Consider the following 13,522-nt stretch of genomic DNA (forward strand, 5'->3'; position numbering starts at 1 on the left):
GAAAAAATTTATGAAGAATTATTAGCGACTTCAGAAAACACTATTGAGACGCATCATGAAAAAATTATGAAAGCCAAAGTAGCTCCCCTAAATGCTGAAATTGTAAAGGAGCATATTAAAAATTTATGCACTATAAATAATAAAGAAAATAATGAATTAACTGTTTTAAAAATGAAGCAGATTGTTCCGGAATTTGTGTCTAATAATTCAAAATATCAGATGCTAGATAAATAACAAATTTTTATTAAATATATTTGTAAAAAATAGAAAATGAATATAAACTACTTATATAAACTTACCTTGCTTTTTATAGCGTTAATTATTGTTTCTTCTTGTGCATCTAAAAAAGATATGATTTATTTTCAAAATGATGAAACAATTTCAAATGAATTGTATAAAAATTATGCTCCAAAAATACAAACTGCCGATATTCTTAACATTACCGTAAGTGCTCGTGAACCCGACGCTGTAAAAGCATATAATCTATACCAAGGAGGAGGGCAAACAACTACAAAATCAATAACTTATTTGGTAGATAATCAAGGAGATATTACCTTTCCAGAACTTGGTAAAATTAAAGTTGGTGGTTTAACAACCGATGAGCTCAAAGATAATTTAATATCGAGGTTAGAGGTTTATATTACGAATCCGATTGTTACAATTAGACTCGAAAACTTTAGAGTGTCTATTTTAGGAGAAGTAAAATCGCCTGGGCCTTATAACCTGGAAAACGAAAAAGTTTCAATTCCAGAAGCACTTGCAATGGCTGGAGATTTAACTATTCAAGGTAAAAGAAAAAATATTTTACTTTTAAGAACTACTGGAGATAAAGTAGAAAGTATTCGTTTAGATTTAACCGATAAATCATTATTTAAATCTCCTTATTTTTATTTAGCACAAAATGATATTGTTTATGTAGAACCTAACAAGGCAAAAGTTAATTCATCTGCAATAGGCACAACATCATCTTTAATTTCAATAGCCTCAGCACTACTTTCTTTAGTGCTAATTTTAACACGATAATATGCAAAATCAACAACAATTTAATCCTGTAAATTTTAATGAGGGTACAATAAATATACGTGAAGAAATTGAGAAGTATGTTTACCACTGGAAATGGTTTATTTTAAGCACTTTCTTAGCACTTACAATTGTTTTTATATACTTGCGTTATACCCCAAATCAATACGAGGCGGCTGCAACTATACTTATTGAAGATGTTGAAAATAGTGAACTTTCGGCATTTAAAGATTTAGGTTTGGTAGGGAGTTCTCAAGCATCTTTAGAAAATGAAATAGAATTATTGAAATCTAGAAATTTAATTCAAAGAGTTGCTAAAGAATTACAATTAAATGTTTCCTATTACAATCAAGGAAGAGTTATTGAAGCCGAATTTTTTCATAATAGATCACCCTTTAATATCAATTTTCTAATTAGCGATTCAATTTTTGATAATTTAAATGCCACATTTTCAATTCTTATAAAATCTAAAACGCATGTTATTTTAAAGACAGAATTAGAAGAAAAGGAATTTGCTTTTGGAGAAAAAATGAACTTATCTTTTGGAGATTTTATTATTACTCCAAAAGATGTAAATCGCTTAAAAGTTGGTGATGAAACAATAATTAGAATTACTCCTTTAAGATCAGTTGTAGGAAGTTATAGAAATCGAATTCAGGTTGAAGTTGTAAAAAATTCTAGTGTAATTCGTTTAAGTTTAAGAGATAGGGTGAATGAAAAAGCACAAGAAATTCTTGATAATTTAATAAAACAATACAACTTAGATGCTGTAACAGACAAAAGTTTAATAGCCAAAAGAACCAATGAATTTATAAATGATAGAATTTCAATTATTGATAAAGATTTATCGCTTATAGAAGCTGGGGTACAAGAATTTAAAACACAAAATAGATTGACAGATATTTCTTCTGAAGCAGGAATAGCTTTGCAATCTAAAAACGAATTATCTAAACAAATAATAGCTTTAAGTACGCAATTAAAGTTAGTTGATTATGTAAATGAATACATTTCTACAAATAAAAATGAACTTATTCCAGCAGGATTAGGCATAGATAATAGTTCAATAACCCAAAGTACAAGTAAGTATAATGAATTGTTGTTGGAACGTAATAGAATATTAAATAGTTCTAGTGAGTTGCATCCAACAGTTATAAATTTAAATACACAATTAAACCAATTTAAAGATAATATTTTTCAAAGTTTATCTAATTTAAAATCTTCGTTAACAATTTCATTAAACGATATAAAAAATCAAGAGAATAGGTTTAATTCAAAAATTGCCGCAGTACCAAAACAAGAACGAGAATATAGGGATATTCAAAGACAGCAAGAAATAATTGAAGCCTTGTACTTGTATTTATTGCAAAAAAGGGAAGAAAACGCCATTACTTTGGCCGTTACTTTGCCTAATGCTAAAATTGTAGATAAGGCATATGGTGGTGGTTATCCGGTAGCTCCAAATCGCCGGATGTTTTATTTAGCAGCTCTATTTATTGGATTAATTTTACCTTTTGGTATTTTGTATGTTATATTTTTATTAGACAATAAAATTCATACCCGTAAAGATGTTGAAACGGCAATTGATATTCCTATTTTAGGTGATATTCCTCAATCTAAATCAGAAAGGAAAGTGGTTATTTCAGATCGAGATCGAGATAGTACTTCAGAATCTTTTAGATTGTTAAGAACCAATGTTAATTTTATGCTTTCAAGTGTAAAAAGCGCTTCTAAAACTATTTTTATTACATCAACTTTAGCAGGTGAGGGAAAAACTTTTATTGCTATAAATTTAGCTTCTGTTTTAGCTTTAACCAATAAAAAAGTATTATTAATTGGTGGTGATATTAGAAAACCTAAAATTGCTGAATATTTAAATATTAAATCTACAAAAAAGGGGCTTTCGCATTTTTTAATGGATGCTTCATTGAATGTGCCTGATGTAATCGAAGAATTTAAAGAAACTAATTTTGATATTTTAGAATCGGGAATTGTTGCTCCTAATCCTTCTGAATTATTAATGAATGGACGTTTTGATGAGGTTTTAGAGTATGGAAAAGCGAACTACGATTATGTAATTGTAGATACCGCACCAATTAATATTGTAACTGACACTTTACTGTTTAGTCAAAAAGCAGATTTGTTTATTTATGTTATAAGAGCAAATTACTTAGATAAACGTTTGCTTGAAATTCCAAATAAGTTATATAAAGAAAAACGTTTGCCAAATATGGCTGTTTTAATTAATGATACAGATTTAGAAAGAGGTTATGGCTATGGTTACGGCTATGGTTACGGTTATACTGAAAAAGAAACAGCGACAAATAAATGGTGGAGAAAAGTTATGCCATTTTAAAAATAATAATAATTATTGTATTGCTGTTTTCTGTCATAGTATTAAGTACGTCACCCTGAATTTATTTCAGGGTCTCACCAGATGGCTAACATATAATGTATTATGCGATTTTGAAACAAGTTAAGAATGACGAGTATTATTAATTTTTAGAAGCTGATTGGAGTTTAAAGTAGTTGAGCATTATTCTCTAAAACTGGTGTAACTAGTTTTAATAATTTCTTATTATTTATAGTTTCTAAAACATCTAAATGGTGATTATTGTGTGTATCTGTTCCCGTAAAATCTATAAGATTATCTTTTAATAATTGTTCAGCAATTTTGGTTATTTTAGAAACGTAATGTTGAGATAATGAAAGTAAATTTAATTGGAATAAGCAGCCCAATTCTTTTAATTTAAAATATTCTTTATAATTTGAATGATAAAAAGTATAGCGTTCAGGATGTGCCAAAATAGGTTGATAACCAGCTATTTGAATGTTAAAAATAATTTCTTTTAAATTTATTGGCGGATTAAAATAAGAAAGCTCTATCAGTAAATATTTGTTTTTAATGGTAAGTAGTTCTTTTTTGTTTAGTAATATTTCAAAATTCGCATCAATCATATATTCAGCAGCAGCCCTAATTTTTATATCATAAATTTCTTGTGTTTTTAAATAATTAGTGAGCTCAAAAAGTTTTTGATTTATTATTTGAGGAGTATTATTCCAAACACCATCCATAATGTGCGGTGTAACAACAAAGTTTTTTATACCATAATTAGAAAGTCTTTTTATAAGTACTGCCGACTCTTCAAAACTTTTAGAACCATCATCAATATCTGGCAATAAATGCGAATGAATATCTACATAATTATCAGGAAAAAATGTAGTAATAGATTTTTTATTTTTTCTAAAAAAAGGCAACATATTTTAAAAAATTCCAGTTTTAGTTAATTTTAAAAAGCCTCCAAAATTAGTTGGTAGAAAATCACCAAAATCTGCACTTGTACCAACGGTTATGTTAAAGGGAATTGATTCTTCAGAAATTAAAACTTCTAAATATGGAGCGAATAAAGATTTATTAATAGGATTGTTAAACCATCCTGCAAACTTTGTATAAGTAATATTAGTTTTGTACTGAATGTTGTCACTTAAGTATCCTTTAAAACCAAAATTAAATGAAGTAAGTCTATTTTGATCAATTCCATAAGTAATGCCATTTTCAGGAGCTTTGGTTGTGAAAAACGGGGAACCAATAGTTCGTCCAAAAAAAGTCCAACCACTTTTATAAACACTATTGTTAAAGTAGTTGTCTATCAATCCATTTTCTGAACTATTTTTTCCGTGGTGTTTGGTGTATTGAAATTCAGTAATTAGATGAGTTATAAAACTTTTAGGCTTTTTTAAATCTATAAAAAACCCATACAAACCATCTGGATAATTTGCAAATTCTCTTCCCGACCGATCTTCAAAAGGATGTGATAAATAAATACTCCAGTTAGAATTTTCTCCGGTATAATTTAATTGAAAGAGATAATTACCTATATGATTTCCCCATGCATTTGAGGAATTAATTTGATCTTCAGTTTTATTTCCATCGCCTGTTCCTGTTATATATTTTAAATAAGTTTTAAAATTTGTTGGTTGTTTTCCAAATTCTTCAGAAGTTCCACCCCATTGAACATAATGGTCTAAACCAGAAATTAAGCTTAGTTTATCGGATAATTTAGATTTAAAATACAAACTTTTATAATGTAAATGAGTATTGTCAACCGCACGTTTGTCATTTAAAAAATATTCAGCATAATTAGCTTTCACTTTTAACCAGTTTTTGGCAAATGGAAGTTCTAAATAACTTCTGGTTTTAAAATTTATACCAGGAAAAGCTCTAGTATTAATTGAATTTATAATATTTCCATTAGACACAGACAAGCCTTTAAATACGATGTCGTCATTTTTACTACCAACATCTAATTGCCAATTTTCAGAAGCAATAGAAACATAAAGTTCATTAATTAAAACATTGTTTTTGTCAGCAATATAACCACTGATAGATGTTTTATATGCAATATTAAATCTGTTGTTGTTATTTTTGAAATCAGAATAAATGGATGTATTTAATAAAATATTATTGCTATTTGGAATTGCACCAAATTTATTTGCTGTTAAAAAAAAAGGAAGATTTTCTTTACTGCTAATATTTGAATTTAATTCCACCAAATAATTTTGAGAATGTAATTCAAAAAAAACAGTAAAAATTAAGGTTAAATTCAGTATAATTTTAATGTGTTTCAAAATCATAATATTTTAATAAAAAAATAAATATCAAAGTTAATTAATTTTAGATTAAGGATTGTATAATGTGCAATATATGAATCATCGGTTACAAATCAAGAAGAAAGTATACTTTATAATTTAGTGATTCTTGAAAATATCACTATTGATATTATAAAAATTTAATTAAATAGCATAATTTTTTAAATTATCAATAAGTATTAAATTTTTTTTATTAAAAAGAATGTTTTTATAAAATTAATGTATAGATTTGTCCAGTATTTACAAGATTATGATAACAAATAACACTCTTAATAGCTTCTATTTTTACTTTTATTTTATTAATAAAGAGTGAGGCTTTGTATGTGTTGTTTAACAAAATATAATTATAGAGTCTCGAAATTTTTCGAGATTTTTTTTTGAACAAAAATTAAAAAATGAAAGTAGCAATTCAAGGTATAAAAGGGTCTTTTCACCACATTGTGGCGCAACAGTATTTTGGAGAAAATATAGATTTATTAGAATGTTTATCTTTTTCTGAAATGCCAAATCTTTTAAAAGATAAAAAAGCGGATGTACTTATAATGGCAATTGAAAATTCTATTGCTGGAGCAATATTGCCTAATTACGCTTTAATTGACGACCATCAATTAACAATTTGTGGAGAATTTCATTTGCCAATTCAACATAACTTAATGGGGTTAAAAAATCAAAATATTGCTGATATTACCGAAGTATATTCACATCCTATGGCACTATTACAGTGTCATAATTTTTTTAAAGACTATCCGAATATAAAGCTTATTGAAGATAAAGATACAGCTTCGGTAGCCAAAAGAATTCAGGATAAGAATTTAAAGGGAGTTGGTGCAATAGCAAGCGAATTAGCGGCAAATATTTATAATTTAGAAATTATTGCTCCAGGAATTCAGACAATAAAAGAAAATGCAACACGCTTTTTTATATTAAATAATAATTCAGATAAAAGTAGTGTTTCTGCAAATAAAGCTTCCATAAAATTTATAACAAGTAACGATACTGGTAGTTTGGCTGAAGTACTTTCAATTTTAGCTAAGCATAATTTAAACTTATCTAAAATACAATCGATGCCAGTTATAAACACTCCTTGGAAATATGCTTTTTTTGCTGATTTTATTTTCAATAGTTACGCAGATTATTTTAATGCATTAAGTGAAATAAAAGAAAAAGTTGAAGAATTAAAAATTTTAGGAGAATACACAAAGGGTAAAAGATAATGATACAAAAAGCTGATAGATTAAACGATGTAAAAGAATACTACTTCTCAAAAAAGTTGAGAGAAGTAGCGGCTTTAAGAAATGAAGGAAAGCCAATAATAAATATTGCAATTGGAAGTCCAGATTTAGCACCATCAAATACTGTAATAAAAGCAATTCAAAATGCAGTTACGTTGCCAGATGCACATCAATATCAAAGTTATCAAGGAATTCCAGAATTGCGCAGTGGTATTGCTAATTTTTACAAAGACAACTACAATGTTTCTTTAAATCCAGCTACAGAAATTCTTCCTTTGATGGGTTCAAAAGAAGGAATTATGCATATTTCTATGGCATTTTTAAATAAAGGCGATAAAGTTTTAATTCCAAATCCGGGTTATCCAACCTATGCTTCTGTCACTAATTTAGTAGAAGCGGAACCTGTTTTATACAATTTAAATGAGGCTACTAATTGGCTGCCTAATTTTGAAGAGTTAGAACAACAAGATTTATCGAAAGTAAAAATTATGTGGATTAATTACCCGCATATGCCAACGGGAGCTGTCGCTTCAAAAGAAGATTTTAAACAATTAATTACATTTGCAAAAAAGCATCAAATTTTAATTGTAAACGACAACCCGTATAGTTTTATTTTAAATGAAAAACCACTTAGTATATTAGAAATTGAAGGTGCTAAAGAAATTGCTATTGAGTTAAATTCTTTAAGTAAAACCTTTAATATGGCAGGCTGGCGAGTAGGAATGGTTGTGGGCGATGCTGAGATTATTAAAACTATTTTAAAGGTAAAAAGTAATATGGATTCTGGAATGTTTTTTGGAATTCAGAAAGGTGCTGTGGAAGCGTTTAAATTATCGAATGATTGGTTTAAAGCACAAAACGAGATTTATAAAAAAAGAAGAGCACTAGTTTGGCAAATTTTTGATGCCTTAGATTGTACTTATAATAAAAATATTGGAGGTTTATTTGTGTGGGCAAAACTACCAAAAGGTATAAAATCTGAAGACATAACAGACGATTTGTTATACAACAAGAACGTGTTTATAACACCAGGAACAATTTTTGGTTCAAATGGAGAAGGTTATTTAAGAGCATCTTTATGTGTTTCAGAAGAAGTGCTTTCAGAAGTATTAAATAGAATAATAACTGTAAAAATATAACATGGAAAAATTAGTTGTTATAGGTTTAGGTTTAATAGGCGGTTCCTTGGCGTTGGATTTAAAAAAAAGAGGGAATTTTAAAGTCTACGGAGTTGATCAAAACCCAGATCATATAAAAAAAGCGCTAGAACTTGGAGTAATTGATCAAGAAATTAGTTTTTCGGAAATTGCAGATGCAGCTGTTATAATTATTGCAGTGCCAGTTAATATTATTCCAAAATTAACAGCTCAAGTGTTAGATATTATTTCTGAAGAAACCTTGGTTTTTGACGTAGGTTCAGTTAAAAATGAAATTTGCAAAGCAGTTGAAAATCATAAAAAACGTAAAAACTTTGTAGCGGCGCATCCGCTTGCAGGAACTGAATTTTCTGGTCCAGAAGCGGCAATCTTAAATTTATTCGATCATAAAGTAAATATTATTTGTGAAGCCGATAAAACAGATTGGAAAATTTTGGATGCGGCAATTAGTTTATTTAAACAACTAAATATGCGTATTAAAATGATGAATCCAGTAGAGCATGATAGACATATTGCCTATGTTTCTCATTTGTCGCATATCAGCTCTTTTATGTTGGGAAAAACGGTGTTGCAAATTGAAAAAAACGAACAAGCAATTTTTGATATGGCTAGTACAGGTTTTGCCTCAACAGTGAGGTTGGCTAAAAGTAACGCAAATACTTGGGCACCAATTTTTCTAGAGAATAAAGAAAATATTATTAGATCTCTAGATGAATATATTAAAAATTTAAATGAATTTAAATCTTTAATTGTAAATGCTGATGACAATGGATTAAAAGTTACAATGAACGAAACAAATTATATAAAATCAATATTAAACGGAATTAAAGATAACGACTAAATAAGAAACTAGAATAAGATGGAAATAACGAAAGAAAACAGAAAATGGTTAGATGGAATGGGACTTTCTCATCCAATTGTAATTGCAGGGCCTTGTAGTGCAGAAACAGAAGAGCAAGTATTAAAAACGGCTCATTTATTAAAAGATACAGATACAAATGTATTTAGAGCAGGTATATGGAAACCAAGAACAAGACCAGGTGGTTTTGAAGGTGTTGGTGGAATTGGTTTGCCATGGTTGCAAAGAGTTCGTGAGGAAACAGGACTTAAAATTACTACAGAAGTTGGGAACGCAAATCATGTAGAACTAGCTTTAAAGGCCGATGTAGATATTTTATGGATCGGAGCTAGAACTACTGTAAACCCATTTGCTGTTCAAGAAATTGCCGATGCTTTAAAAGGTGTTGATAAGCCAGTTTTAGTTAAAAATCCGGTAAATCCAGACCTAGCATTGTGGTTAGGTGGTGTTGAGCGTTTTCAAGCGAATGGAATTTCACAACTTGGTGTTATTCACCGTGGGTTTTCAGCTTACAACACGGGACATTACAGAAATAAACCAAAATGGCACATTGCAATTGAATTGAAAAAAGAATTTCCAGATTTACCATTAATTCTTGATCCATCTCATATTTGCGGTAGAAGAGATACCATTTTAGACGTTTCTCAAACTGCCTTAGATTTAAATTTTGATGGCTTTATGATTGAAACTCATATAGATCCAGACAATGCTTGGAGTGATGCTGCACAGCAAATTACGCCAGCACAATTGCATAAAATTACACAAGATTTAAGAATTCGTCAGAAAAGTAGTTCTAAAGAAAGTTTTCAAAGTAAATTAAATTTATACCGTAAAGAGTTAGATTTAATAGACAGTAATATCATTGATATTTTAAGCGATAGAATGGTTGTTGCTGAGGGAATAGGAAGATTAAAACACCAAGAGAATGTAGCAATTTTACAAAGCGGAAGATGGTCAGATATTTTAGTAAATATGATAGAAACTGGAAAAAGTAAAGGCTTAAGCGAAGAGTTTATAGAAGAAGTGTTTAAAGCAATACATGTTGAGTCAATTAATATTCAGCATAACGTAAAATAAATAATTACAGAAAGGCTTTTTAAAAACTATTTTAAAAAGCCTTTTTTTTATAATGCGATCAATTTTCAAAAAATAAAGAGGATATTATTGATACTTTATCCAACTTCTTTACCTAAATTATTTTTTATATTACTGGCATAAATGTTTAATCCTAACCTTTACTTTCCTAGGTGAAATATGTTCTATTTCTATTTAAATAAGGCGTTTATTTTAGAAATTCAAACTTAAAATTTGAATAAGCCATAAAATAAGTTAGATTGCTACAAATTATTCTGTTATTTTTGTAATTCTTATGAAGCCAGTAGAACAAATAAAACAACCCATATTTCAGGAAATGGAACTCTTCGAAAGTAAATTTCGAGATGCCATGATAACTAATGTTCCACTGTTAAATAGAATTACACACTATATAATTAGAAGGAAAGGAAAACAAATGCGACCAATGTTTGTTTTTTTGGTTGCTAAAATGGTTTCTAATGGAAATTTTAATGAAAGAACATACAGAGGAGCTTCAATTATTGAATTAATTCATACCGCTACTTTAGTACACGATGATGTTGTTGATGATAGTAATAGAAGACGTGGTTTTTTCTCGGTAAATGCACTTTGGAAAAATAAAATTGCTGTTTTAGTTGGCGATTTTTTGTTATCTAAAGGCTTATTACTTTCAATAGATAATGAAGATTTTGATATTTTAAAACTAATATCTATTGCGGTGCGAGAAATGAGTGAAGGCGAGTTACTTCAAATTGAAAAGGCACGAAAATTAGATATTACTGAAGCTATTTATTTTGAAATTATTCGTCAGAAAACGGCAACATTAATTGCAGCTTGTTGTGGAATTGGAGCGGCCTCAGTTGGAAGCACTACCGAGGAAGTTGAAAAAATGAGACGTTTTGGAGAATTAATTGGAATTGCTTTTCAAATTAAAGATGATTTATTTGATTATTCCGAAGCACATATTGGAAAGCCAACCGGTATTGATATTAAAGAGCAAAAAATGACGTTACCATTGATTTACACTATAAATAATTGTTCTGAAAAGGACAAAAAATGGTTAATAAATTCAGTAAAAAATCATAATAAAAATAAAAAAAGAGTAAAAGAAGTAATTGCTTTTGTTAAAGAAAATGGAGGTATCGAATATACAGTTTCTAAAATGAAGGAATATAAAACAAAAGCATTAGCAATTTTAAATACCTATCCGGATTCTCCTTACAAAGAGTCATTACTTATTATGGTAAATTATGTTATTGAACGAAAAAAGTAAAACTTAATATAGTGCCAAAAAAGGCTTACTAATATGAAAAATAAATTTTTAATTTTACTACTCTCTTATTTTATTTCAAGTGTTGGTTTTACTCAAAATTATAAAACCCTTAGTTCTGAAAGAATTAATTATGAAAGTGAAAAATCAATAGTTTTTCAACAATTTAAAGACACATATGATTTAGTGATTTCTAAACATAATTTGAGTAGAAATGATAAAAATGAGGTATTTGAAATAATTGCATTTAAAGATAATTTAATTGAAAAATATATTGTTGAACAAAATAAAAAGTCAAAGTTAGTTTCAAGTAAGAAGTTGAAAGTATCGAAAAAATTAAATGATAATTATCAAAAATTTATAGATAATTTAAACAATAGTAATTTTTTTAAATTAGAAAATAAAAAAATTAACTGTTGGGTTGAAAATAAGGACAAATCTATTTCGATAGCTCCCTTTGATGAAAATTTATATTATTTCGAAATTATTGTTAAAGATACATACAAGTTATTGTATAGTGATTGCATTGAAAATCATCCAAATGCAGTAAAAGATGCAAATGAAAGAGAAAGGTTAAAATACTGGGAATGTTTGAATATATTTGAGGACAATTGGAAATAAAACCTAAATTATTTTTTATTTGCTAGATGCTTAAATAGCATTAAATTTAAAGGTTTATTAGGCTTTAACTTTAACCAATTCTAATAATTCTTCTAAATATTTTCTAGAATTAGATAGTCGAGGCACTTTATTTTGCCCACCTAATTTACCTTTGTTTTTTAACCAATCATAAAATAAATGTTCTCGTGCCACATGAACTTTTGGCATCGCTAAGGTTAAATTATTATATCTTTTTGCCTCATAATCCGAATTTATAGATTTTAAAGCATTGTCTAATATTTCGGTAAAATAGTTAATGTTTTTTGGGTGCTTTTTAAACTCAATCATCCATTCGTGGCCACCTCCTTTTTTATCAGCCATAAAAACAGGAGCGGCAGTATATTCGGAAATTTCAGCATTTGTTTTTAAACAGGCTTGTTTTAATGCTTCTTCAGCATTTTCAATAATTAATTCTTCACCAAAAACATTTATAAAATGTTTGGTACGCCCAGTTATTCTAATTCTAAAAGGTTTTAGTGAAGTAAATTTTACGGTATCACCAATTAAATAACGCCATAAACCACCGTTTGTAGTAATTACTATAGCATAATTGGTGTTTAATTTTACTTTTTCAAGTGGTATGGCTTCAGAATTCTCACAATCAAAAGTATCCATTGGAATAAATTCATAAAAAATCCCATAATCTAACATTAGCAATAAATCTAAAGAATTATTTTTATCCTGAATTGCAAAAAAACCTTCTGAAGCATTGTAAGTTTCGTAATATTTAAAGGTTGTTTTTGGAATTATTTTTTTAAACTGTTCTCTGTAAGGATTGAAATTTACTCCACCGTGAAAATATACTTCTAAATTAGGCCAAACTTCTAAAATATGCTCTTTACCTGTTCTTTCTAAAACTCTGTTTAATAAAACCAACATCCAAGATGGAACGCCCACTAAACTTGTAATATCTTCATTAATAGTTTCTTCAACTATTGCATTTAGTTTTGTTTCCCATTCGCCCATTAATGCAATTTCTTGTTTTGGAGCACTACTAAAATCCGCCCAAAATGGCATATTTTCAATAATAATTGCCGACAAATCTCCGAAATAAGTGTCGTTATCTTCATAAACAGCACTGCTTCCACCTAAACGTAATCCTTTCCCAGTAAATAATTGTGCTTCTTCATTATTGTTAAAATACAAACAAAGCATGTCTTTTCCAGCTTTAAAATGGCAATCTTCTAAGGCTTCATCACTTACAGGGATAAATTTACTTTTTGCATTGGTAGTGCCACTGGATTTAGCAAACCATTTGACTTGTGTAGGCCAAAAAACATTTTGCTCACCTTTTCGTGTTCGATTAATTAAATGTTCTATAGATTCATATTGTTGAATAGGTACATTTTTGGCAAATTCATTATAGTTTGTAATTGAGGAAAAGCCATATTTTATGCCTATTTCTGTGTTTCTAGCTTTATTCACTAATTTAAACAATAACTCATGCTGAACATCAATAGGATATTTTAAAAACAATTCCATTTGATGTTTTCTTTTTTTTAAAAACCAAGATATTATTGAATTTACTATTTGAAATGGCATATTATAATCAGTATATTTGGAATGTTAAATTTAATAAAAAACTTTACATGCAATATCAAAC

General features: G+C 28.4%; 11 protein-coding genes and 1 pseudogene. 9 read left to right on the forward strand and 3 right to left on the reverse strand.

Features of this window, described 5'->3' with window-relative positions:
- From AB1Z17_RS07645 to AB1Z17_RS07655, 3 genes and pseudogenes are all read left to right on the forward strand, one after another.
- Positions 1 to 234: pseudogene (locus AB1Z17_RS07645) on the forward strand (polysaccharide biosynthesis protein); the annotation flags it as partial.
- Between the two features lie 36 nt (positions 235 to 270).
- Positions 271 to 1,023, forward strand: a complete 753-nt coding sequence (locus AB1Z17_RS07650; RefSeq protein WP_368051210.1) for a polysaccharide biosynthesis/export family protein — start codon at positions 271 to 273, stop codon at positions 1,021 to 1,023.
- Between the two features lies 1 nt (position 1,024).
- Entirely contained in the window at positions 1,025 to 3,373 is a 2,349-nt protein-coding gene (locus tag AB1Z17_RS07655; RefSeq protein ID WP_368051211.1) for a GumC family protein, read from the forward strand.
- A 164-nt stretch (positions 3,374 to 3,537) separates the two neighbouring features.
- Here AB1Z17_RS07655 and AB1Z17_RS07660 read toward each other — a convergent pair whose 3' ends face one another.
- Complete coding sequence (locus AB1Z17_RS07660; RefSeq protein ID WP_368051212.1) at positions 3,538 to 4,278, reverse strand: tyrosine-protein phosphatase; 741 nt, start codon at positions 4,276 to 4,278, stop codon at positions 3,538 to 3,540.
- Positions 4,279 to 4,281: 3 nt separating this feature from the next.
- Positions 4,282 to 5,646 carry a capsule assembly Wzi family protein gene (locus AB1Z17_RS07665; protein ID WP_368051213.1) on the reverse strand — a complete coding sequence of 455 codons (1,365 nt, stop codon included), beginning with the start codon at positions 5,644 to 5,646 and terminating at the stop codon, positions 4,282 to 4,284.
- A gap of 416 nt (positions 5,647 to 6,062) precedes the next feature.
- On the opposite strand from AB1Z17_RS07665, the gene AB1Z17_RS07670 reads away from it, so the two are divergent.
- From AB1Z17_RS07670 to AB1Z17_RS07695, 6 genes are all read left to right on the forward strand, one after another.
- Positions 6,063 to 6,881, forward strand: a complete 819-nt coding sequence (locus tag AB1Z17_RS07670; protein WP_368051214.1) for a prephenate dehydratase — start codon at positions 6,063 to 6,065, stop codon at positions 6,879 to 6,881.
- Entirely contained in the window at positions 6,881 to 8,038 is a 1,158-nt protein-coding gene (locus AB1Z17_RS07675) for a pyridoxal phosphate-dependent aminotransferase (protein ID WP_368051215.1), read from the forward strand. The genes AB1Z17_RS07670 and AB1Z17_RS07675 overlap by 1 nt, the downstream gene beginning before the upstream one ends.
- A gap of 1 nt (position 8,039) precedes the next feature.
- Entirely contained in the window at positions 8,040 to 8,897 is an 858-nt protein-coding gene (locus AB1Z17_RS07680) for a prephenate dehydrogenase (protein WP_368051216.1), read from the forward strand.
- Between the two features lie 18 nt (positions 8,898 to 8,915).
- Entirely contained in the window at positions 8,916 to 9,992 is a 1,077-nt protein-coding gene (locus tag AB1Z17_RS07685) for a bifunctional 3-deoxy-7-phosphoheptulonate synthase/chorismate mutase type II (protein ID WP_368051217.1), read from the forward strand.
- 292 nt (positions 9,993 to 10,284) lie between these two features.
- Positions 10,285 to 11,262 carry a polyprenyl synthetase family protein gene (locus tag AB1Z17_RS07690; RefSeq protein ID WP_368051218.1) on the forward strand — a complete coding sequence of 326 codons (978 nt, stop codon included), beginning with the start codon at positions 10,285 to 10,287 and terminating at the stop codon, positions 11,260 to 11,262.
- A gap of 33 nt (positions 11,263 to 11,295) precedes the next feature.
- Positions 11,296 to 11,880: a hypothetical protein gene (locus tag AB1Z17_RS07695; RefSeq protein ID WP_368051219.1), complete on the forward strand. Its 585-nt coding sequence runs from the start codon at positions 11,296 to 11,298 to the stop codon at positions 11,878 to 11,880.
- Positions 11,881 to 11,937: 57 nt separating this feature from the next.
- Here AB1Z17_RS07695 and AB1Z17_RS07700 read toward each other — a convergent pair whose 3' ends face one another.
- Entirely contained in the window at positions 11,938 to 13,461 is a 1,524-nt protein-coding gene (locus AB1Z17_RS07700; protein ID WP_368051220.1) for a GH3 auxin-responsive promoter family protein, read from the reverse strand.
- Positions 13,462 to 13,522: the final 61 nt, after the last annotated feature.

The sequence above is a fragment of the Lutibacter sp. genome (assembly GCF_040883305.1).
Classification (GTDB): Bacteria; Bacteroidota; Bacteroidia; order Flavobacteriales; family Flavobacteriaceae; genus Lutibacter.

Excerpts from the sequence above, each read along its gene's own strand:
- AB1Z17_RS07675 (WP_368051215.1), top strand. The coding sequence starts at position 6,881 with ATGATACAAAAAGCTGATAGATTAAACGATGTAAAAGAATACTACTTC.
- AB1Z17_RS07660 (WP_368051212.1), bottom strand. The coding sequence starts at position 4,278 with ATGTTGCCTTTTTTTAGAAAAAATAAAAAATCTATTACTACATTTTTT.
- AB1Z17_RS07680 (WP_368051216.1), top strand. The coding sequence starts at position 8,040 with ATGGAAAAATTAGTTGTTATAGGTTTAGGTTTAATAGGCGGTTCCTTG.
- AB1Z17_RS07670 (WP_368051214.1), top strand. The coding sequence starts at position 6,063 with ATGAAAGTAGCAATTCAAGGTATAAAAGGGTCTTTTCACCACATTGTG.
- AB1Z17_RS07700 (WP_368051220.1), bottom strand. The coding sequence starts at position 13,461 with ATGCCATTTCAAATAGTAAATTCAATAATATCTTGGTTTTTAAAAAAA.
- AB1Z17_RS07690 (WP_368051218.1), top strand. The coding sequence starts at position 10,285 with ATGAAGCCAGTAGAACAAATAAAACAACCCATATTTCAGGAAATGGAA.
- AB1Z17_RS07685 (WP_368051217.1), top strand. The coding sequence starts at position 8,916 with ATGGAAATAACGAAAGAAAACAGAAAATGGTTAGATGGAATGGGACTT.
- AB1Z17_RS07695 (WP_368051219.1), top strand. The coding sequence starts at position 11,296 with ATGAAAAATAAATTTTTAATTTTACTACTCTCTTATTTTATTTCAAGT.
- AB1Z17_RS07655 (WP_368051211.1), top strand. The coding sequence starts at position 1,025 with ATGCAAAATCAACAACAATTTAATCCTGTAAATTTTAATGAGGGTACA.
- AB1Z17_RS07650 (WP_368051210.1), top strand. The coding sequence starts at position 271 with ATGAATATAAACTACTTATATAAACTTACCTTGCTTTTTATAGCGTTA.